This window comes from Streptomyces sp. NPDC039424 (assembly GCF_055639495.1).
This window is the reverse complement of record NZ_JBVKAI010000036.1, coordinates 1-21,448: the sequence shown is the minus strand read 5'-3', so window position 1 is coordinate 21,448 and position 21,448 is coordinate 1. Positions and strand designations below refer to the sequence as shown.

18 protein-coding genes and 1 pseudogene are annotated in these 21,448 nt (G+C 66.8%); 10 read left to right on the top strand and 9 right to left on the bottom strand.

Annotated elements, in window-relative coordinates:
• Positions 1-266: 266 nt before the first annotated feature.
• Positions 267-1,112: a hypothetical protein gene (locus ACZ7L0_RS42760; RefSeq protein ID WP_471247998.1), complete on the bottom strand. Its 846-nt coding sequence runs from the start codon at positions 1,110-1,112 to the stop codon at positions 267-269.
• 353 nt (positions 1,113-1,465) lie between these two features.
• Here ACZ7L0_RS42760 and ACZ7L0_RS42755 point away from each other — a divergent pair.
• A pseudogene (locus tag ACZ7L0_RS42755) lies at positions 1,466-1,910 on the top strand (transposase); the annotation flags it as partial.
• Between the two features lie 1,541 nt (positions 1,911-3,451).
• Here the strand turns inward: ACZ7L0_RS42755 and cas7c are convergent.
• The 3 genes from cas7c to cas5c are packed head-to-tail and all read right to left on the bottom strand — an operon-like array spanning position 3,452 to position 6,983.
• Positions 3,452-4,321, bottom strand: a complete 870-nt coding sequence (gene cas7c, locus ACZ7L0_RS42750) for a type I-C CRISPR-associated protein Cas7/Csd2 (RefSeq protein ID WP_471247997.1) — start codon at positions 4,319-4,321, stop codon at positions 3,452-3,454.
• A 51-nt stretch (positions 4,322-4,372) separates the two neighbouring features.
• Positions 4,373-6,211 (bottom strand): type I-C CRISPR-associated protein Cas8c/Csd1, encoded by a 1,839-nt coding sequence (cas8c, locus tag ACZ7L0_RS42745; protein ID WP_471247996.1) that lies wholly within the window; start codon positions 6,209-6,211, stop codon positions 4,373-4,375.
• Position 6,212: 1 nt separating this feature from the next.
• Positions 6,213-6,983 carry a type I-C CRISPR-associated protein Cas5c gene (cas5c, locus tag ACZ7L0_RS42740; RefSeq protein ID WP_471247995.1) on the bottom strand — a complete coding sequence of 257 codons (771 nt, stop codon included), beginning with the start codon at positions 6,981-6,983 and terminating at the stop codon, positions 6,213-6,215.
• Positions 6,984-7,177: 194 nt separating this feature from the next.
• On the opposite strand from cas5c, the gene ACZ7L0_RS42735 reads away from it, so the two are divergent.
• From ACZ7L0_RS42735 to cas2, 3 genes are all read left to right on the top strand, one after another.
• On the top strand, positions 7,178-9,478 hold the full coding sequence (locus ACZ7L0_RS42735; RefSeq protein ID WP_471247994.1) for a CRISPR-associated endonuclease Cas3'': 2,301 nt from the start codon (positions 7,178-7,180) through the stop codon (positions 9,476-9,478).
• 191 nt (positions 9,479-9,669) lie between these two features.
• Positions 9,670-10,086 (top strand): CRISPR-associated endonuclease Cas1, encoded by a 417-nt coding sequence (gene cas1 / locus ACZ7L0_RS42730; RefSeq protein ID WP_471247993.1) that lies wholly within the window; start codon positions 9,670-9,672, stop codon positions 10,084-10,086.
• A complete protein-coding gene (cas2, locus tag ACZ7L0_RS42725; RefSeq protein WP_471247992.1) occupies positions 10,087-10,377 on the top strand; it encodes a CRISPR-associated endonuclease Cas2 in 291 nt (96 codons plus the stop codon).
• Positions 10,378-12,375: 1,998 nt separating this feature from the next.
• On the opposite strand, the gene ACZ7L0_RS42720 is transcribed toward cas2, so the two are convergent.
• On the bottom strand, positions 12,376-12,675 hold the full coding sequence (locus tag ACZ7L0_RS42720; protein ID WP_471247991.1) for a helicase associated domain-containing protein: 300 nt from the start codon (positions 12,673-12,675) through the stop codon (positions 12,376-12,378).
• A 263-nt stretch (positions 12,676-12,938) separates the two neighbouring features.
• On the opposite strand from ACZ7L0_RS42720, the gene ACZ7L0_RS42715 reads away from it, so the two are divergent.
• A complete protein-coding gene (locus ACZ7L0_RS42715; protein ID WP_471247990.1) occupies positions 12,939-13,352 on the top strand; it encodes a hypothetical protein in 414 nt (137 codons plus the stop codon).
• 62 nt (positions 13,353-13,414) lie between these two features.
• Here the strand turns inward: ACZ7L0_RS42715 and ACZ7L0_RS42710 are convergent, their stop codons facing one another.
• A complete protein-coding gene (locus ACZ7L0_RS42710; protein ID WP_471248021.1) occupies positions 13,415-13,792 on the bottom strand; it encodes a hypothetical protein in 378 nt (125 codons plus the stop codon).
• Here ACZ7L0_RS42710 and ACZ7L0_RS42705 point away from each other — a divergent pair.
• The 3 genes from ACZ7L0_RS42705 (at position 13,761) to ACZ7L0_RS42695 (ending at position 15,606) form a co-directional block, all read left to right on the top strand.
• Positions 13,761-14,150 (top strand): hypothetical protein, encoded by a 390-nt coding sequence (locus ACZ7L0_RS42705; protein ID WP_471248020.1) that lies wholly within the window; start codon positions 13,761-13,763, stop codon positions 14,148-14,150. The two genes, ACZ7L0_RS42710 and ACZ7L0_RS42705, sit on opposite strands and share 32 nt — an antisense overlap.
• Positions 14,120-14,488, top strand: coding sequence for a transposase (locus tag ACZ7L0_RS42700; protein WP_471248014.1), 369 nt, complete (start codon positions 14,120-14,122; stop codon positions 14,486-14,488). The genes ACZ7L0_RS42705 and ACZ7L0_RS42700 overlap by 31 nt, the downstream gene beginning before the upstream one ends.
• A 113-nt stretch (positions 14,489-14,601) precedes the next feature.
• Positions 14,602-15,606, top strand: a complete 1,005-nt coding sequence (locus ACZ7L0_RS42695; RefSeq protein ID WP_471247989.1) for a hypothetical protein — start codon at positions 14,602-14,604, stop codon at positions 15,604-15,606.
• Positions 15,607-15,673: 67 nt separating this feature from the next.
• Here the strand turns inward: ACZ7L0_RS42695 and ACZ7L0_RS42690 are convergent, their stop codons facing one another.
• The 3 genes from ACZ7L0_RS42690 to ACZ7L0_RS42680 all read right to left on the bottom strand — a co-directional run bounded on the left by ACZ7L0_RS42690 (position 15,674) and on the right by ACZ7L0_RS42680 (position 20,159).
• Positions 15,674-16,204, bottom strand: coding sequence for an RNA polymerase sigma factor (locus tag ACZ7L0_RS42690; protein ID WP_471247988.1), 531 nt, complete (start codon positions 16,202-16,204; stop codon positions 15,674-15,676).
• A 77-nt stretch (positions 16,205-16,281) separates the two neighbouring features.
• Entirely contained in the window at positions 16,282-17,013 is a 732-nt protein-coding gene (locus ACZ7L0_RS42685; protein WP_471247987.1) for a hypothetical protein, read from the bottom strand.
• Positions 17,014-17,624: 611 nt separating this feature from the next.
• Positions 17,625-20,159, bottom strand: coding sequence for a helicase associated domain-containing protein (locus ACZ7L0_RS42680; RefSeq protein WP_471247986.1), 2,535 nt, complete (start codon positions 20,157-20,159; stop codon positions 17,625-17,627).
• Between the two features lie 293 nt (positions 20,160-20,452).
• Between ACZ7L0_RS42680 and ACZ7L0_RS42675 the strand changes: the two genes are divergently transcribed.
• Positions 20,453-20,647 carry a double zinc ribbon domain-containing protein gene (locus tag ACZ7L0_RS42675; protein WP_471247985.1) on the top strand — a complete coding sequence of 65 codons (195 nt, stop codon included), beginning with the start codon at positions 20,453-20,455 and terminating at the stop codon, positions 20,645-20,647.
• A gap of 61 nt (positions 20,648-20,708) precedes the next feature.
• Positions 20,709-21,002: a hypothetical protein gene (locus tag ACZ7L0_RS42670; protein ID WP_471247984.1), complete on the top strand. Its 294-nt coding sequence runs from the start codon at positions 20,709-20,711 to the stop codon at positions 21,000-21,002.
• Positions 21,003-21,448: the final 446 nt, after the last annotated feature.

The window sequence follows — 21,448 nt, the reverse complement described above, 5'->3', positions numbered from 1 at the left end:
CAGTTGCTGATTCGGCTGTGGTGCGCGGACGGCGTCTACGCGGACAGCTGGAGCGACGTGCGGGTCACCGACGAAATTCGTTGAACTGCGGTTTCGGCGATGTGGGTCCCGCGACGTGGTGCGGAGATTCCCAAGTCCTGCGACCGGAGGAGCGCACGGTGGGGCGAGGCACCTCGACCGGCAGAACACAGGCGCAGCAGGGGTTGATGCGTGGAACCGCAGCCACGAAGAACACGATGGTTATGGACGACGACTCGGATCCGGCACTATGAGTGCGGGCCTTCGTGGACGGTCTCGATCTTGATTCCGAGCGCGAATGCCGTGACGAACCCTGGCGATTCGAGCAGGTGATCCTTGGAGCCCGCGATTACTCCCCGTTCGATCGGCTCAAGGCGCCACAAGAATTGTCCCGGTCCGGAGGTTTCCGTTTCGGCGCCAATGCCGGTTAGGGCAAATTCATCGGTGAGCTCGGTCCGGACGGTGGGATGGTGGGCAGGAGTGCGGTTGGGCTGGCTGCTCTCCCCGCGCACAACTCTGCCGATGCCACGCAGCCTTGTCCGTAGTGCCACGGCGAACGTTGTGATGGTGGCGGGGCTGGCGGTCTTGTGGTCCTGAGACCGGGCCCGCCACATGTTTCCGACCTCGGGGAACGAAGCGGTCCCCAAATTCCCTGCACCCCGCCAGTTCACCTTGAAACCCCCACTGATCACGGTGAACGCCGCTGGCGGGTCACCAAGGCCCATGTCGAGGTGGTTTCCCCGTGTGCTCTCGGCCTGAAAGTACTTCATATGGTCATTCAGGAGAACGTCGCGGGGTATTCCATTGATCTTCATGCCGATAGCGAAAGCCTGCAGGCGGTGTGGGTTTTCCGCCACATGGTCCTTGGAGGACGCGAGCCACGCCGATGCGTCAGGGTTGGGGCACGAAGCGGTCAGCAGCGCTCCCGCCGGCTTTTCTGCCCCGATCGCCCCGCCGCCGACCGCCACCATGTCACTGGGAACAGCGCAACGCAGATCGAAGAAGTGCGACGCCGGAGCCGACAGCTGCTCGCGGAACACGGCGATCACGACCTTGCCCGACTCGTCCTTGTGCTCGAAAACCAGGTCAGCCATGGAGAACCCCTCTCGGGTCGCTCGCGGTGGGATTAGCAGAGAAGTCCACACGGAATTCACGCACTTCTCCAGACTGACATACCCGTATGGGCTAAAACTCTACAATTAGCCCATACGGGTGATTTGGCTCATTCATGTCACATATATGTTTTCCGGCCTTCGGGGTGGGTACTCGGCAGCCCGCCATCGGGGCAGCACAGCCGCCAAGTGCGGCCATCGAAGTGGTCCAGGCCGTATTTGAGTGGCCAACCGACGGAATTCGCTGGCGGCTGGCACCACCACGTCACCCTCGTCACCGCCGCTCAGGCTTTCCTCTGTGCCCTCCGATCCGCCTCGGGGCGATCGAGACCGGTACGGAGAACTGCCAGATCGGTGTGTTCCTCGCCTACGCCACCGGCCGCGGACGCATGCTGATCGACCGGCGGCTGTATCTGCCCACCTCCTGGACGGACGACCGGGAGCGCTGCCGCCGGGCGGGCATTGACGACAAGGTCGCCTTCGAGACGAAGGTGGCCATGGCCAAGGCGGTGGTCTGCCGGGCCATCGCTGAGAAGGTCCCGTTCGGCTGGGTGACGGCGGACGCTGCTTACGGCTACAGCAAGGGCTGACGGTCCGAGCTGGAGCAGGCCGACGTCTTTCACGTCATGGCCACCACCCGGCACGACACCGTCGTCGCCCGCTGGTCCATCGACCACCCCGTGCTGGCGGATCTACGACTGGGCCCGCGTCGAGGTGCGGCCCTGGTACCGCGAGGACCGTCGGCACTGGGCTTGCGCGGAACCCGCAGGCGCCCTTCCCACTCGTAGATCTGGCAGGCGGCGGAGTAGTTGGTCGCCCATTCGGCGGCCTGCGTACGGCGAGGGCGAGGCCTTCTCGTCCTTGCTCGCGGGCCCGATCCCGAGGACCTGCTCCAGCATCCACTGCTGCACGGCGGTGAGCTTGTCCTAGCCCAGGCGCTGAGCACGCACCCATCGTCCGAGGCCTTGCCTTCGCGCTCGATGTCGCCCGGCGATGTGAGCAGTTCGCCGCGCTCGTCTAGGTGTTGCCGGGTGAGATGGAACGCCCGCGGCCACTACACCGGTCAGGTGGGGCACCACGAGGGATCGATGTCCCGAGCTGCTCGCGCCGGTCTTCCGACAGGGCGCCGGCGGACGGCGCCACTGGTAGTCCCTCGACGAGCTGCCGCTTGATCTGCATCGCTCTGCGGGCGGCGGCGCGTGCGTTCTTGAGCCAGATGTCAAGCGTGGCCAGGCGCGAGGCGACGAAGACTGCCCTGATACGACGTAGTGCCCTGCCGCCATCCCGAGGGACGGTCACCACTCTGGGGCGAACAAGGATCGCAACGGCGGCTACTCCATCCTGGTCGACAACCCTGCAGGATGGTGGCGGTCGCCCCTCGGGGCGACCGAGGGCCGCAACTACTCCTGCGGGCGCAGCGACATGGTCCAATGCAGATGGCAGTTGCTCTCGGGGGTGACCGAGGGGCGCAACACCAAGACGATCCCCGGCTAGGCCTCCCCGCTGAAGCTCGCGGTCGCCCTTCGAGACGACTGAGGATCGCAACCAGGTGGACGGCTACCTTGGCGGCGCCATAATCCGGATTGGCGGTCGCCTTTCAGGGCGACCGAGGGTCGCAACTGGGATGCGCGGCTGCGGCTGGCGACGGCGGCTCGGCTGATGGCGGTCACCCTTCGGGGCGACCGCCGGACGCAGGGATGGCCACCACCGGACCGGTGCCTGGTGTGTTGCGATCCAGGCTCGCCTCGGAGGCGACCGCCAGTTCACACCTCCGGCGGGTGGTGCGCTGCCCACTGGTCGTTGCGATCCTCGGCTGCCTCCAAAGGGCGACCGCCAGGGCCCACGCTATGGGCACGCCCACCGATAACCCCCAGGTATTGCAGTTCTCGGTCTTCTCGGTGGGCAACTACCAGATCCGCAGGAGTTCTAAGGCGTCGACCGCGACAAGTTGCGATCCTCGGTCGCCCCGGAGGGCGACCGCCAAAATCTTCGGGTGTGACTGTGCGTTGTCGTCAACGGCATTGCGATTCTCGGTTCGCCCCGGAGGGCGCCCGCCAGGTTTGCCTTCACCGACGATGGCGGTCGGCCGGTTGTTGCGATCCGAGGTCGCCCCAAAGGGCGACCGTCAGGAACCGTGGTTTCCGCCGGTTCCCTGCATCACCATGTTGCGATCCTCGGCCGTCCCGAAGGACGACCGCCAATCTGACCCTGTGGAATGGCGATCGAGCGCTGGATTTGGTTGCGATCCTCGGTCGTCCCGGAGGGCGACCGCTACGAGACGGTACGTAGCTCTGAGCCGTGTTCCGCGCTGCTGCGCTGCATCAGTCGATGAGGCGGGTGAGGGTGACTCCCTCCGGGATGTTGTCTTCGTCGATGTTGATCTGGTCGGCGTAGTCGTCCCAGGATCGTGCTTCGCTGTGGCCGAGCGGTTTGATGCGGATGAGGTCGAAGAGTTTGTGGGCGGGTGCTCGGCCGTAGGCGTCGTCGTGGGTGAAGATGTACAGGCCGCGGATGGCCATTTCGCCGCGGGAGGCGGCGCGGTCGTGGTCGAACATCATGGTCATGGCGTGCCAGTAGGCGGCCAGGTCGTCCGGGGTGACGCCGGCTTTCGTGCCGAGGGCGCCGGAGTAGAAGCCGTGGCCGCGGTAGAGCCCGTAGGGCACGTAGTGCTTGTTGCCCATCTCGGTGACCTTGCCGTTGGCGAGGTCTTCGGGTTTGTTCGGGGCGACGCGGGTGATGCCGGCCTCGAGCGGGGTGACGGGGTCGATGGAGCGGGAGAAGGTGAGCTGCATGGGGCCGCGGGCCCTGCCGGCGTGCTTCTTCTGGTCGCCGACGGACATGACGGCGCCGAAGAGGCGTACGTCGTAGAAGTTGCGGATCATCCACTGCTGGGCGGTGGCGGTGTCGGCTTCCGTGGTGCCGCCTTCGTGGTAGGCGCGCTGGATCTGCGGGTTGAGGGCGACGCCTTCCTCGACGTACATCTCGAAGCCGGGCTGCCCCTGGTGGGCGAGGGTGACGGTGTTGCGGATCTTTCGCTTGAGGGCGACGTCGGTGATGATGCCCTGGCTGGTGATGGGGTCGGTGCGGGGCATGCCGCCGGCGTCGGGGTCGCCGTTGGGGTTGCCGTCCTTGACGTCGATGAGGAAGACGTAGTCGTGCTTGCGGGTGGGGTCCAGGTGTGCGGCGGTCATGACTGTGCTTGATTCCTTTCCGAGATGACGGTCCTGGGGGCTGCGAGGCGCCTACCAGAGGGTGCTGTCGGTGGTGTCCGTGTCTTCGGCCGCTTCGGGGAGGGCGTCGGCGGTCTGGTCGTCGGCGAGTTCCTTGCCGGCTTCGCGGGCTTTGATGGCTTCGGCTGCGGCTCGGGCGGAGTGAGCGCGCTGGTGTTCGTAGCCGAGGATGAACAGGGCCTGCTGCTCGGCGTTGAGGTGGGCGGGGAGGGTGTCGAGCAGGTCGAAGGCGTCCCGCAGTCGGTTTTCCATGGCCTTGGCGGCGGGTTCGCTTTTGCGGGCGATGGTGCGCAGGTGGGGGCGTGCGCCGATGCGGAGGCGGGTGAGGACGGCTCGGGGCGAGACGACGGCGGTGGTCAGGTACTTGTCGGTGATGGTGGTGTTGACCTTGGGCATGGCCTTGCGCTGGATCGCTTCGAGCATGGCCATGATCCGTCCGCACACGTATCCGGGTTCGGTCGAGGTGGTGTTCAGCTGGGGCACGCACAGCTCCTTGTGGCGGGTGGTCGTACGGGTCAGGGCGAGGCGCAGCAGCGCGATGCGGGGCCGGTCGATGTGGTGGTCGGCGCGGATGCGCTGCATGAGGACCGGCAGGACGTGGGCCGGTGGCGGTGTGCCGTGGAGGGCGGCTTTGGCGAGGTCGGCTTGCAAGTGCTTGGGGATGGTGGTGTCGATGTATGTGTTCTTGCGCTTGTCCCAGCGGGCGGCGGCCAGGGCCAGGCGCCAGATGGGCCAGTAGAGGTGGGTGTTGTTCCAGCCGTCCCAGGTCTGCTGGTCGGTGAACCAGGTTCCGAGCCGCTGCTTGAGTTCGGGGACGGGGATGGTGATCCAGTCGGCGATGATCACCCTGTTGGTGTTCACCCGCAAGGTGACGGCGTGGAAGGCGTCGTCGTCGAGGGCGGCGAGCGCGTCGCGTCCCTTGTGGGGGTGGTGGAGGCCGTCGACGAGTTGGGCAACCTCGGTGGGTTCGGGGTTGTCCAGGGTCCACATGTCGGTCTCTGTGGCGGGGTTGCGGGTCCACCACACGATGGCGGAGTCGCCAGCGCGGGTGTGGTGCCCGGGGTCGGCCAGCAGTGCGTTCAGGGCGGTGGCGGCCTTGGTTCCGCAGTCGACGCAGACGGGGGTGGCACCGAGCTGCTTGATGCCGGCCCGGTAGTGGGCTGGCTGGTTGAGGCAGATCAGCTGGGTGTTCATCCCGGAGTTGGGAAGACCCTTGACGGGGACCGGAAGGGTGGACAGCAACGCTCCCGTCTGCCCGCAGACAAGGCAGATGCCTTCCTGATCCTTGCCCGGTTTGCCGCTCTTCGTGCTCTTGACCTTTTCTGCCCACCAGCGCTGGGCCTGGGGGAGGTCGTGGATCCACTCGCCGTCCACGCTGATGGCCACGAGGTGCCCTTGATCCATCTCCTCGGGCCAGTCGTCCGGCGTGAAGGGTCTGTCCAGCCACTGGGCCAGGGTGCGGGCCTGGGGAAGGCCGGGGTGCTCGTTGCACCAGGAGGTCACCACGGTGCGGTAGGCGGTGTGACGGTCCTTGGCCTTGGCGATGTCCTTGGGGTCGGTCGACGGAACCTTCTTATCGTCGGGCCCCTTCACCAGGCCGGGGTGGGCGAGGACGTACAGCGCGCTGTCGGCGAGCAGGAACGGCGGCGGGTTCTTCCCCGAGCGGCCGGTGTAGGGGGCGGTGACCTTCCGCGGTTCTTCCCCCTTGCCGGGCCGCAGGTCGATGATCAGCGGCTCGGCATCGCTGGTGCTGGAAAGGTCGATCTGCCACATGATCGGACGCCGCTGGTAGTAGTCGGGGACGGCGTCTTCGCGGCTGTCGGCGTGCTGGACGAGGTTGTGCAGGAGCACTTCAGGCCGTCCCCTCGGCAGAAGCGCGGCCCTCGGCCCCGGGCATCTGGCCGATCTGCGCGGGGGCGAGCGGGCGGTCCGGCACGTGGAGAACACCGCGCTCAAGACGGGCACGGAACCAGTGGTAGCGCTCCTTGCCGTTCGGCAGGTACTCGATGTGGTGGAGCATCAGCCCGATCTCGTCGATCGGGGGGATGCCGGCCTGGTCTGCGGCGGTGACGACACCGGCCTCCTGCGCTGATCCGCGGGGGCCGAAGAACGCCGCGAACTCACGGCACCCGAAGTGGGGTTGCTCGAAGCAGGCCCCGCGCTTGAGGCGGCGGTCGAACTGGTCGCGGTACTTCGGCAGCGGCGCGGTGCAGCGGTCGGTGGCGTTGATGGTGGCGTGGATGCGGTAGGCGACGTCGCGCAGTGCGACGGTGACGCGCTGCCCGCGGTCCTCGGCGACGTCATACCGGTAGCCGTTGTTGGCGCGCAGGTCCTCGAAGGTCTTCTTGGTGATGATCGAGTTGTTGACCTCGTTGCGGCGGAAGCTGGTCCATTGCACCGGCTTGAGTAACTCGATCCGCTCGATCCGGTAGGTGATCTCCGGCTTCCACAGGATCGCCTCCAGCAGCCCCCTCGCCGCCGAGGGGGTCATGACCGGGTAGGAGACCCGTTCGACCTTGAGTTCCGGGCGGGTGAAGCATGCCAGCGGACCCCAGGCCTCCACCTGCACGTGGAGTGGCCGGTCGGCCTTCTCCTCACGCTGTCGTGACTGTGTAGAAATCATGCACCTTCCCGCCTTATGTCCTAGCTGGCTCGGCCCGTTGTCAGTGCCGGCGGCTAGCGTCGTCGCACTGCCTCGATCCACGACCTTCGGTACGCAGGCCGGTAGTGAACGGTCATCTAGCCGGATCTCAACGCAAAAGTGATGGTAAGTCAAGTATGGTTGCAAAAAAGGCAGTTGATGAGATATCGGGACGCATGCCAGCCCCAGCAGGCAAGCTCGTAGCCCACTCACCGGGCCGTCGGGGCATCTGGCACTGGTACGAAGACCACGCCCGAGGCACCGGCGAGCTGGCCCGGCGTTTCGCCGCGCCATGGGGAGGCGGAGAACTCGCCTACCGGCTGGGACGCGACCACGACACCGGCAAGGGCGCGTGCGCCTGGCAGGACGGCCTGATCGAAGAAGCCACAACCGGCCGGAAGGTCCGCCGCCCCGCACACCATGACGCCGGGGCGTTCCTGTTCGCTCAAGTAGCCCGGCAGCATCCGGTGCTGACACCGTTCGCCGGCGTCATCGAGGGACACCACACCGGCCTGTCCGCCTGGTCGGAACTCAGTGTCCGGCTCAAGGGCCTGATGCGGGACTCCCGAAAGGTCAACGAGGCGATCAGCCGGGTCGCCGAAGTCATGCCGGAGATCCTGGACGGAACCTGCCCGGCTATCCCGGACTGGCTCGACCCGTGCAACAGGATCAGCGTGGAGATGCTGGTCCGCATGACCTACTCGGCTGTGATCGACGCCGACCGACTGGACACCACCGCGCACTTCAGACCGGGCCCACCTTCTCGGCCGGATGCGGGCATGCCAAAGTTGTGGGAACGGTACGAGACCCGCCGCCAGGAGGCCCTTGCCGAGCGCCGACGCCGCAAGGAGCCCTCGTGGCTGGACGGGCTCCGCGAGGACGTCTATCAGGAGGCGATCGAAACCGCGGCCGGCGAGCCGGGGGTGTACCGGCTGCACCTGCCGACCGGCGCCGGCAAGACCTTCGCCGGCGGAGGATTCGCACTCCGACATGCCGCGCTGCACGGACTGCGGCGCGTCATCGTCGCGGTCCCGTTCATTTCGATCACGGAACAGAATGCGGCTGTCTACCGGAACCTGCTGGATCCAGAGCACGGTCCGCGGACGGTGCTGGAACACCACTCCGCCGTGAACTTCGAGGCGCCCGACCGGCACGCACCACGATCCTCAGGCACCTCAGGCGACATTTACCAAGACCAAAGGCGTGCTCGCCCTAACCGGTGGGCGAAACTGGCCGCGGAGAACTGGGACGCCCCGTTCATCGTCACCACCACAGTCCGGCTGATCGAGAGCCTGTTCGGCAACAGCCCGTCAGCCACCCGCCGACTGCACCGGCTCGCCAACTCCGTCATCGTCCTGGACGAGGTCCAAGCCCTCCCCGACACCCTGCTGACACCGATCCTGTCCGGACTTCGGGAACTCGTCGAGCACTACGGCGTAACCCTGGTCCTGTCCTCGGCCACCCAACCAGAACTCACCGCACTGAACCCCTGGCAGACCGGCCTGCCACAGCGCGACATCGTCGCCAACCCCGCACCGCTTTTCCAGCGGCTCCGCCGGGTCCGGTACGACTGGCGCACCGGCCCAGAGGTGACCCTCAAAAGCATCGCCGCAGAGGCCACAACACACGGCCAGGCTCTGATGGTGGTCAACGGAACGAAAGACGCCAACCACGTGCACAAGGTCTGGCTTGGCGACCGCGACGAGGACCCCAGCACCCTGCACCTGTCGACCCGCATGACCGGCGGCCACCGCAGAGAAACCATCCAAGCGGCAAAGCAACGCCTCGACGCCGGCCTGGACACACTGCTGGTGTCGACATCGCTGATCGAGGCCGGCGTCGACCTCGACTTCCCGCGCGGATACCGCGCCAGATCGCTGCCAGAGTCCGAACAGCAAGCCGCCGGGCGCATCAACCGTGAAGGGCACCGCACGACCGAAGACAGCATCATGACCATCTTCGAACCGACCGACGGTCTCCAGCCACAAGCGATCTACAACCGATGCGGCATCGCCGCAGCATCCCGCCGCTTCGGCAAGGGCCTCGCAGACCCAGACGATCTGGACACACTGCGCTCCTACTACCAGCACCGCTACCGACTCCAGGCCGGACGCTCCTCCACAGACCCCAACGGAGCAACCGGAGAAGCCATCGAAGCACTCCGAGAAAAGCTGGACTACCCGGAAACCGCCCGCCAGATGCGCATGATCGACAACGAGCACTCCGTAGCCATCGTCGCCATCCGCTCCCAGCTCAACCAGAACGACCGACAGGCCGCCCAAAATGCCATCGAACAACTCCGTAGCGGGATACCAACCCCCGAGACCTACCGCACACTCCAGACCCACATGGCATCCATCCCACAACGAGAACTGGAGACAGCGATCAAGGCTGGACACGCCGTCGAAATCGCCGGCGACCTATACGAGTGGACAGGCCCCTACCACCCCCAACGAGGAATCGAACCCGCCGTCTAGTGAGTCGGGCAGCGACCGAAGGACCCACCGATCGATACAGCGTTCCGGGACAGTGGCGTCCGGAGCGCCCGAGGATCGCAACCACTTCCGCACCGACCGGCCCTACGGCCCACCGGAGTGGCGGTCGCCCTCCAGGGCGACCGAGGATCGCAACAACACCCCGCAGTCCCGCGCGCTGTGGATCAGCCCGGGTGGCGGTCGCCCTTCGGGGCGACCGAGGATCGCAACGCGGCGCCGCTGAACAAGTCGGCCTCGACCCTTACATCGGCTTCCTGCACGGCCTACGCCCGGGAAAACCCGCCCTGGCCCTCGACCTGATGGAGGAATTCCGCCCCGTACTCGCCGACCGCTTCGCCCTCACCCTGCTCAACCGGCGCCAACTACGCCCCGAACACTTCGAGAACGTCACCGGCGGCGCCGTACGCCTCACCGACGAAGGCCGCAAGACATTGCTGAGCGCCTGGCAGGAGTGGAAGACACAGACCTGGGAGCATCCCATCGCCGGACGCAGCGTCCCCGCCGGCCTCCTCCCCGTGGTCCAGGACCGCCTCCTAGCCCGCCACCTGCGCGGCGAACTACCCGGCTACCTCCCCTGGACGGCGGCCTGAATGGACCTCCTACTCACCTACGACGTCGACACCACCAGCCCAGCAGGACGCCGTCGGCTGCGCCGCGTCGCCAAACTCTGCGAAGGCCATGGTCTGCGCGTCCAGAAATCCGTTTTCGAAATCGTCGCTGACGACAAGAGCCTTCTGCACTTGCTTGACGGGCTCAGCGATACCATCGATCCCGACACCGACAGCATCCGGCTCTACCGACTGCCCCAGGGCGGCTTCGACGGCGTTCAGACGCTCGGCATAGCTGAAGTACAGCCACACCGCGAAGACCTCGTCCTATGATCGCTGTCAGTTCGCTTCGGAACCCCAAGTGGACAGGCAACACGCAGACCACGCCGAAGTAAAACGCCCGATTACACCCCACTCGTCTGGTCTTTATGGCTTTGAAGGAACCAGCAACTACTGTGATCTTGCTGGTCATCCAGGGGTGGCGGTCGCCCTTCGGGGCGACCGAGGATCGCAACTCGTCGACTACGACCCCCAAGGCCACCTGTCGGAACGGTGGCGGTCGCCCTTCGGGGCGACCGAGGATCGCAACCGGTGGTTCGGGGGCGGGTGGCGCAGGGCGGGAGGTGGCGGTCGCCCTTCGGGGCGACCGAGGATCGCAACACTGCATATATCCGCAGGAAATCCGTGCGCCCCGTGGTGGCGGTCGCCCTTGGGGGCGACCGAGGATCGCAACCACAACTACGCCCGGGCCGACCGGACCGGCGACTGACGGTGGCGGTCGCCCTTCGGGGCGACCGAGGATCGCAACCGCGTCAGCCCGGCCAGCAAGAAGCAGGCCGACGTGTGGCGGTCGCCCTTCGGGGCGACCGAGGATCGCAACGCGTGGACGTGGCGTCTGGTGGAGACGGCGTTCGGGTGGCGGTCGCCCTTCGGGGCGACCGAGGATCGCAACATCGAATGCGGCCATGACCTCAAGCCTGGGCACCTGGTGGCGGTCGCCCTTCGGGGCGACCGAGGATCGCAACCTCGTCGGGCGGGTACACGATCACCGTCGGCATGAAGTGGCGGTCGCCCTTCGGGGCGACCGAGGATCGCAACACCCTCTGGGAGGTCCACAACCGCACCACCCCCCACGGTGGCGGTCGCCCTTCGGGGCGACCGAGGATCGCAACGACGCCATCAAGAAGGAACTGCGGGAAGAGCTGACGTGGCGGTCGCCCTTCGGGGCGACCGAGGATCGCAACATGACGAGGAAGTTGGAGGCGGCTGGGGAGGTGCGGGGTGGCGGTCGCCCTCCGGGGCCACCGAGGACCGCAAGGGGAAGAACGTTGCGGTCCGGCTGGAAGACGGCCGGTGTGGCGGTCGTCCTCCGGGACGGCCGAGCAACACAACAACAACGGGCAGGTCTGGGACGTCGTCAGCGGCGCCGTGGCGGTCGCCTTTCCGGGCGACCGAGGATCGCAACAACTCCTGCGACGGCGGCCGCGCGATCAACTGCAGCTGTGGCGGTCGCTCTCTGGGGCGACCGAGGATCGCAACTCGTACGTGATCTGCATGTCGTCGTACACCTCGTCCAGGTGGCGGTACGCCCTCCGAGGCGACCGAGGATCGCAACGGGGAGTTCACGCCCGCCGCCGCCAAGGAGGCCATCGTGGCGGTCGCCCCCCGGGGCAACCGAGGATCGCAACTTCGCGGGGTCGAAGCCGTTCGGCCACGGGGAGTCGGTGGCGGTCGCTCTCTGGGGCGACCGAGGATCGCAACAACGGCTGGGCGCGCGGCGGCGAACGGTACCGCTGGTGGCGGTCGCTCTTCGGGGCGACCGAGGATCGCAACGACTGCTCCTCGCTCGTGCAGTACGCCTACTGGCCCGTGGCGGTCGCCTTCCGGGGTGACCGAGGATCGCAACACCCGCACCCTAGCCTCACGCCCCGTCAAAGCCGTGTGGTGTTTGCCCTCCGGGGCGGTCGAGGATCGCAACAACAGCCTCACCCACCAGCACGGACCGCTGGTGAACGTGGCGGTTACCCTTCGGGGCGGCCGAGGATCGCAACAGGTAGCCGTCCGGGTAGTGGGTGGCCTTCGTGAACGTGGCGGTCGCCCTGTGGGACGGCCGAGGATCGCAACCACACCTCCGAAGAGGCGCGGCGCATGGAAGCCAAGTGGCGGTCGCCACCTGGGGCGACCGAGGATCGCAACGAGCTGGGCGGCACCGTGGCGAACGTCGACCTCCCACGGTCGAGAAGTCCTCCCGCCGACGCAGGAGTGTTCCGTTCGGGTTCTGCGGGATGATCCCAGGGGCCTGGTCCTCCCCGCCGATGCGGAGGTTTTCCGTTATGTCCAGTGCATGTCGATGGTGGAGAGCTGTTCGATCCGCTCCGGGGTGAGTGTGGCGGCGCGGGAGCGTTGGTTGCTGATCCAGACCCCGAGCTTGATGTCCTGCTGCTCCCGGGCCTGGCCGTCGCCGACGGCGATCGTCTCGACGTGCTTGCGCGGTACGCGTAGGTGCCCTTCCCCGCGCGTGGAACTGGCGGGCGGCGGCCAGGTTGGTGACCCATTTGTCGGCCCTCGCCCACACTCGTACTGCCACGCAGGAGAACCCGGACCGGTGACCGGCCCGGCCCGAGGGATCACCGTCGGATTGTCGGGTGGCGGCCGCTACTGTGTGGGGCGTACGGCTAGACGCGTACTGCCGTCCGTCGCCGCCCCCGCGCCCACGCCGCCGGGACACAGTCGGCCAAGGTCTCTCGGGGCCCGCGGAGTTGATTCCGTCCTGCCTGTGGCTTTGACGTATACGGCTGGCGGGAGCGTGGGGACCGTCGCGTCTGGAGTACGCCATGCCGAAGAGGCAGCCCACCGATCAAGAGCGGCTGCCCTAGAAGCTGCAAGGGGTGGGGATGAACAAGAATCTTGGGGCGCTGGCTGCGGCTGGCGCCCTTGTTGCCATCGCGAGTGCATGCTCCAGCGAAACCGGGGGCCTCCCTAAACCGGACTCCCCGGCGAATGAGTGGTGCTTCGCGGATGGGTGGATAGATCGAGCCAGCTACGACTACGCCTACTGGACCGGGGATAATATCCCGGGTCCGGACGAGGCGAAGAAGGCCATGAGCTACGGCAGCCGACTCATGAGCCAGTACCAGGATGACAAGGAGAACGGTCAGCTGCCCGGTGACCTGGACGATAAGGTTCTGACGGCCTGGGTGGTCAACCTGGCCACCGTCCAGGAGCACACACCTGCCAACGCGGCGGCTGGGGCAGACAAGGACGTCATGGACAGCTACATCGCCGACGTCCACGCTGTCTGCAACTGACTGAAAACAAGCGGCTCACCGGCGTCACGGTTACCTTGGTAACAGTGACGCCGGAGGCTGTGTCAATAGGCGGTCGCGCTCGACGCGGCCCGCGGTTGGCGCTTCCCGGTCCGCGGATCGGTCCATTGCCCGAGGAAGCCGTAGTCGATCTGAGCCTCCGATCCCGGCTCGATGTCGTCACGCAACACGGTCACCTGCGACTTCGCCACCTCGTCCGGCAGCGTCGCGTGCACCCAGCGGCGGAACGAGGAGATCGACACCTGCAGCTTGTGCTCATCACGCAGCCGCTGATGGATCGTCGAGACGGTCACCGTCCCAAGCAGGCTCTTGATGTAGTCGCGGTGCTGGTCGATGTCCGGCCAGGTCACCTGCCTCAGCCTTCTGTCGATGAGCCCGGGGAACCACTCCTTGATCAGCTTCGACCAGTCGGCCTCGCTCATCGGCGGGCCGCCCGGGCTGATCCCGGCCGCCTCCGCCGGGGCCAGGTACTTCCTGACCGTCTTGCGGTCCACCCCCAGCGACGCGGCCAGCTCGCTCTTCGAGCGACCCGCGTACAACAGGCCCCGGCCCAGCCGACTGGACCCCTACAAGCCTTACCTGGAGCGACAGTTCGCCGCAGGCTACACAAACGTCACCCGCCTGCACCGCGAACTGATCGCCGAGAACGCCCCCGTCACCTACCAGATGGTCCGCGCCTACATCGCCACTCTGCGCGCCGCGCCGGCGCAGATGCCCACGCCTCCACCGACCGTGCGGCGGGTCACCGGCTGGCTCACCCGCCACACCCCGCGGCCCTGAGCGAGGACGAGTGCGCGGCGCTCAAGGACGTCTTGGCCCGCTGTCCCGAACTGGACGCCGCCGCCGAACACGTCCGCGCCTTCGGAGAGATCCTCACCGACCGTCTCGGCTCCACTCTCCCCACATGGATCAATGCGGTCGACGCCAGCCAACTGCCCGGCCTCACCAACTTCGCACTCCACCTGCTCCGAGACCTCGACGCGGTGACCGCCGGTCTCACCCTGCGCTGGAGCTCCGGCGGCACCGAAGGTGCTGTGAACCGCAGCAAGAAGATCAAGAGGCAGCTCTACGGACGCGCCGGATTCGAACTACTACGCAAGATGATCCTGCTTCAGTGACGCTCCGCGACCGCTCCCCAAGATCTGTGCCAGAGCCCACGACTCGTGAATAAAGCCACGCGGCGCAGCGCCACGTCGACGAACTGCAGGAGCGCCTCGCGGACGTCGAGTGCGTGCTGGAGAACTGGCAGGACCGCTACAACCGGGTGTCCGCCGAGTGCAAGACGGCCCGCGAGGCCGCACACGATGAACGGCTGCGCATGCAGGACGAGCTGTCCACGGTGCGGGCATGCGCCGTCCTGGCTGAGCAGGAGCGGAAGAAGGCGCGGAAGGAAGTCAAGGCGCTGCGGGAGCAGCTGAGGGCACAGCTTGGCCTGGCTACGGTGCCTGTTGCAAACGTGTCTGCAACCCCCTTGGCCGGACTCCAAGGGGGTGCAGAACGGAATGCATCCCTGCCGCCACCTGCGGGAACAGCCGCGGGCGCCGGCCACACCGCATCCGGTGAACACGATTCCGCGACAGCCACCGCAGACGCTCTGCCGGGCAACGCGGGCGGTCCGGCGCTCTCGCCCGGCACCCCCGGCGGGCAGACGCCGCCCGTCGCGACACCAGTCGGAGGCGGGTATGGCTTTCCGGTTCCTCCGCCACCGCCCTCCTCACGGAACCACGCCAGCCAGGTTGCTTCCGTGTACTGGGCGAGCCGCATCACCCTGGCTCTGGGGCTTGTCGTGCTGGCCGCGGCATCCACCGCGGTCGGTTCCGGCTTCGGACAACTGGCGCGGGCAGAGCACAACACCGTGTGGCAGCTCGCCGTCTACTCCCTGATCGGCGTGTTCGTTCTCTGGGGCCTGGTAGCGCTCATGATCGTCGCCCTGGAGGAACTCGGCTTCCTGACTCTCTCCCCGTACCACTTCCATGACCAAGTGGACAACGAATCGGCTGTCTACCTGCTGATTCTCACCGTCGGGGTCTTCGCTCCCTGGCGGTCTTCCTGCCGCACTGGGCCACCGGTCTTGACACTTTCGGTGGCTGGCTCCAGGCCCCACTCAACCCCGACTGACGGCCGACCGACGACTCCGGATTCGACCGGAGCCGTCTCCCGCACGATCCCAGCGCATACACCAAGGTGCGCGTCCTTGAGGACCGGCGCCGGCGGACGGGGCGGTTGCGGCGGGTGAGTGCGGGTTCCGCCGGTTCGACGGGTCCTGCACTCACCCGGTGGTTGCGGTGGTGGGCGGTGTGGGGTTAGTCGTCGTGGAGGGTGGTGCTGTGTTTCATGCTGCGTTTGAGTTTTTGGCGGCTGTGTTTGAGTTGGGCGCGGACGGTGGCGGGGTTGATGTCGAGCATGTCGGCGATCTCGGCGGTGGTGAGGTTGTCGACGTAGCGCAGCAGGAGTGTCTGCTGTTCGCGTTGTGTGAGGGCTGATCTGATGGATGCGGTGAGGGTGTCTATCTGGATGTTGCGGACGGCTGTCTGTTCGGCGGATTCCTCGAGTTGGGGCTCTATGAGGTCGAGGAGGTCGGCGGTGCTGGGGAGGACTTCGCGGTGGGTGTGCCGCCAGGAGTTGACGACCTTGTTGCGCAGGATGCCGCAGGCGTAGCGGAAGGGCGGGGTGGGGTCGGCGAGTACCTCGCGCCACTTGGTGTACATGACCTCGAAGGTCTCGGCGACGAGGTCCTCTGCCGTCGAGGCCGGCGCCCGCACTTTCGCTATCCGGGTCAGCTTCGCGCGCGTATCGGCAACGAACTCCTCGAACATCGCGGCCCGTTCGTCCATGGCAGCCCGTCTGTCGGCATGGGGCGGCCTCCCCCCGCTGGTGTGCGAGGGGAGGCCGTGGTGCGTGGTGGAGCCCATCAGACCTCGTCGTTCGTGTCGGTCCGCGACCTGACGTCATCGATCCAGCGCTCCCAGCGCGAGCGGACCTCGCTGCCGATCTGCGTGACCCCGTCGAAGAGCAGCACCGAGAGGACCACGGCGAGCAGTTCTGTGTGGAGCAACTGCAGATCGTTCAGCCACTGGGCGGCGAGCAGCCCGCCGCTGAGGATCCGCCCGGTGATGCGGAGCTTGGGCAGGGGCGGCATCGAGCGCAGCACGACCCGGGAGTCGAGCGTCACGTGACCGTTGTGGTCCGCGCGGGCCTTGAGGGGTTCGATCTTGACCGCCTTGCGGAGAGCGTTCGCAGCAGCCAGGAACTGACCGATGGTCTCGCACGCTACATCGAAGACCAAGATCACGATGGCAGCGCACCGCAGGCCGGGGTGGAGCGACTCCGTGCCGGGAATCAGCGAGATGCCGGTCATGGCCGCGCCGGCGAGACGGGCGAACAGCCGGGAGCGCATCCACGGTGCGGCCTGGGGGAGCGCCGGTACCGGCTCGGTGATGCCCGAGGGCTTCTGGGCCACCGGTCGGTCCGGGACCACCTGCTTCGGGACGGAGGGCTGGACCGGCTTTGCCCGGTCACCCGCACGGCGCTCTCCCTTGCGCGCGCGGGTGTCCTTCTGGTGCCGGTCCTTCTTGGAACCGGATGGAGAGGACTTACCGGTCTTGGGAACGGCGGACTGGTCCTTCGGGGGACGACGCGTCATGGCACTTCCTACGTGTCAGGTGCGTGGAGTGAGGCCCGGGGCGGGTCTCGAGGACTCCGTCGTCGCTCGGCGCGGCAGGTGGTGCATGTGGGATGGGCGGCGCGTCACGACGGTGAACGCATCTTCTCCGGTCGGTTGCACATCCGTCCAGTACAGACAGTGTGCTATTGCTAGACGGATAGTAATATTTATAACGCGTCGTAGAGCTCCCGCTACGTGGAGTAATTCTTTACTGTGATGTGGGTCACATATACCCTTCGGAACCGGTGATTCCGGCAAGGTATTAGCGAGACGCGTTCAGGTGCGTCGGAGTGAGGCCCGCCATCGAGGCTCCGGGATGGGCAGAGATGGCGGGCTTTCACCCCAGGTCACGGACGGTGACAGGTGTCAACCAGGGTTGCCGCTAAAGCCCCTCGAAGCACAGATACGCCTCTTGGGAACGTGATGTCGATCACATGTAATGAGCGTTCTTTACTTCATTCATGTCAGTAGCGAGTATTGATCCATAAGCGGCATCCACCTGCTTCAAGGCGAATGCTGCGCTATGAGCGGCGAGCTCCTGCTTCGGGGCTACAGCCGTGGCCCCGCTGCCGTACCCAGGTCCCTAACCGCTACGTCCAGCGCATGCCGATGGCGGACAGCTGCTCGATCCGCTCCGGCGACAACATCGCGGCCCTGCTGCGTTGGTTGCCGATCCAGGCCCCGAGCTTGATGTCCCGCTGCTCCTGGTCCTCGCCGTTGCCGCTACTGACGACGATCGTTTCGATGTGCTTGCGCGGTACCCGCAGGTGCCCCTCCCGCTGGTAGAACTGCCTGGCTGCCGCGAGGTTGGTCGCCCATTTGTCGGCCTGGGTGCGGCGCGGGCGCGGCTGCTCCTCTTCGGTTGCGGGCGTGATCTGGAGGACCTGTTCCAGCAACCACTGCTGGACGCCGGTCAGCTGGTCGAAGCTGATCCGCTGGGCGCGTACCCACCGTCCGAGGTCCTCGCCCTGGTGCACGACGTCGCCGGGCTCGGTCGGCAGTGTGCCGCCTTCGTCCAGGTGTTGCCGGGTGAGGTGGAAGGCGCGTTGCCATTCCACTGGCCAGGCCGGGCACCAGGAGGGGTCGATGTCCTCGAGCTGTTCGCGCCGTTCCTCCGACAGGGCGCCGGCGGAGGAGGGGACGGGTAGTCCTTCGGCGCGCTGCCGCTCGATTTCGAGTGCTTTGCGGGCTGCGGCGCGTGCGTTTTTGAGCCAGATGCCGATCTTGTGGCCTTGGTGGGTGGCGTCGGTGGGGGCGAGGAGGTGGCCGTGTTCAGCGGCCCATCCGCGGGCCGCCGACAAGCCCTCTTCCCAGGCGACGTCGAAGTGCGACCACACCATGCCCAGCTTCTCCAGCTGATCGATGCGGTCCTCGTCCATGTCGCCGCGGGCGTAGAAGCGCCGGTTGTCGGCGATCCACTGCCCGAGAGGGAACCCGGCGAGCGAGGCCGGCCATCCCTCGGATTCCACCGCCTGGTCGTCGCGGCCGGGCACGCGGTAGGTGAAGGGGACCTTGAGGTTGCCCACCTTGCGCGCGTAGATGACGGCGGCTTCGATGCCTCGTCGCCAGTGTTCGTGTTCGGGGTTGAGGACGCGTAGGTTGATGAAGGCGGCGAGGGCGGCGGGGTCGCGTGGTGTGCTGAACTTCAGCAGTGCTCGTGCTGGCGCTGACAGTCCAGGGTCGCTTCGGTCGCTCTCGACTTCTTCGTCGTCCTGGCCTCCGGTGCGGGTCTGTACGCCGGTGGACCGACTCGGTGCCTGCGGCTGGGCGAGCTGCTCCACGATGCGTGTGTCGTGTGCCCTGAGTGCCTCGAGCAGCTTGGCGAGTCCGTCGTATGCCCTGCTGGTGAGCATGTTGTCGGCCGTCTCCCCGGGCCCGAGCAGGACCGGCACCACGAGGGAGGCCGTCTTGCCCTCGCCGGGCTGCATGCGCAGCGCCCGGCCGACGGCTTGGACGAGGTCGGGCATGGAGCCGCGGACGTCGGCGAAGTACACGGAGTCGCAGTTCTTGGTGTCGACGCCCTCCCCGAGGACCTTCACCGACCCGAGGAAGCTCTTCTCGACGACCGTGCCGTCCGTGGCGATGCCGCCGGCGAACTCGCCCAGGACGCGGCGCCGGTGGAGCGGCTTGTGGTCCCCGCACAGCCAGTCCGCCCAAATCGTCGCCGGGTACAGCTCGGGGTCGTCGTCGTGCAACTGCTCGGCGGCTCGGGGGAGGCCGGCGGCGAAGGCTTCGGCCTCCTTCACGACATGGTGGAAGACGAGGGTGCGGCGGAATCCTTCTTCGGCCGCCGCCTTGAGCAGCGCGGTCTGCAGCGCGGCGAGCCGCGCCCCGCGCACAGCCTCCGTGCGCCCGTCCGCACCCATCAACAGGGCGGCCTGCAACTCAGTGTCCGTGACATCCACACACACCACCTGGTACGGAGCACAGATGCCCCGGTCGATCGCCTCCGACAACGTCAGCGTGTAGCAGCGCGCCCCGAACGGCCCGGCGGCATCGTCGTCCATGGAGGCCACCAGCTCACCCGGCACGCCCTGCTGCGCCTGGTCCTCGTCCAGCTGCCACAGCCGCGGTGTGGCGGTCATGTAGAGCCGGCGCAGGGACGGGATGCGGGTGTTGTCGTGGACGACCGCCCAGGGCTTCCCGATCCGGCCGGACGTCCGGTGCGCCTCGTCGACGACGATCAGGTCCCAGCCCGGAAGGCCGGCCTGGTGCGCGCGCTCGAGCGTGCCCAGCCCGAGCGAGGCGTAGGTGGCGAACACGGTCACCTTGTCGAACGGCCGCACCCAGGCGACCAGCTCGTCCACGTCCGTGGTGTTCGCAAAGCCAGCCTCCTCCCCGCGCAGGGACGAAACTCCCAGCATCGGTCCCGTCCGGCCGCCCTCACGCCACGCGGTTCCGGTCTGGGCGAGCAGGTCCAGCGAGGGCACGAGTACCAGCACACGGCCCGCCCGGAGCTCCTCCGCGCTGCGCACGGCGACGAGAGTTTTCCCGGAGCCGGTCGCCATGACCACCTGCGTCCGCAGCCCGCGCTCGGGCACGGTGGCGCGTGCAGGCAATTCGAGCGCACGAAGTACCGCATCTACGGCTTCTCGCTGATGAGGACGGAGTTCCTTCACAGCCATTCCGATCTAACCTCTTCTGCGAGGTGGACGAAAGGTCTCACACGCCGAACACGATGAACCAGCATGTCAACGACGTACGATGGGACACGGCGCCTTCAGCGAGATACAGGGTTCGCGCCTCTCGTCGAAGACACAGACGGCCACCTCGCAGCGGATCACAGAACACCACAGCTGACGTCATCCGAATCCAGAGTCTATCGCAGGCTCAAAATGAAGCAGAATGCCTTAGCGAATCAACACCGATGCCATGGGTACTCCACATCCGTCACTGTCCACCCTGTCCCCGGAGAGCCATGACGCAGAAGACTGAGAACGAGAAGGGCAACCGGTTCTGCAAGGCGTGCGGCACGCCCGCCGAAGACGGGAAACTGTGCAGCCATTGCGGCACCGTTCTGGACCTCCCCGACGACGCGGGGCTGGTCGAAGACCAAGGTGCAGCAGTACGACGTGACTTCGAAGGCCGCACCGAGCAGCGAGAATCAAGGTGATCGAAACAGCAGGGACGAACCCGATGCGCTGAACAGCGTCCCCTGGGGTACAGGGGCCGGCATGGCACCCTCAACTGATCGCATCAAGTCCCTGCGGGCCGTGCGCCAACTGCGCCAGGTCCGCGCTTTCTACGCGGTGGGCGTCCTGCTGTGGGCGGCATCGACCACCTGGACGGCCTGGCAGTCTCCCGGGAGCCGGCAGATGTGGGTGTCCATGCTGTTCCTGGCCATCTTCACCGGTCTGCTGCTCACGGCCTCCCTGTGGCTGCAGCGTCTTCAGGCCGCAGGCTCGGCCCGTCTTGCGCATCACGCCGCATCACGGAGGGCGACCGCACCACGACAGGCGCATGCCTGACCCGCCGCCATTCGAATTGGCGGCCAGCCGCCATGAGCGAGGCCAGGTAACCGGTGGGGGCCGCCTATTTACTGGCCGATGCTCTGCCTGAGCAAATGAGCCTACTGGTGTGGCGGGTGATTGATGGTGACAGTGCGGGGCGCATCGTGGTGGCGGCCGGCCTGGTCCTCACGTGGATCTGTCACATAGCTGCCAACAAGACTGCAAGGCACAAAAAGATTAGCCAACATGCCCTCGTAGCCAGCCTGGCCCGCGAAAGCGGGCCTAACGGCCTGGAGGCGCAGCCGGAAGGGCCGTCAGGGCGGGGAGCGCAGCGGACCCGCCGGAGTCTGAAACGAAGTCGAAGACTCCTGCGATGGACGCAGTCCATCGCAGCTCCGGGAGCGCAGCGGACGGAGCGTCATCCTGCTTGCGCAGCAAGCAGGATGAGCGGGACGCGCAGCGTC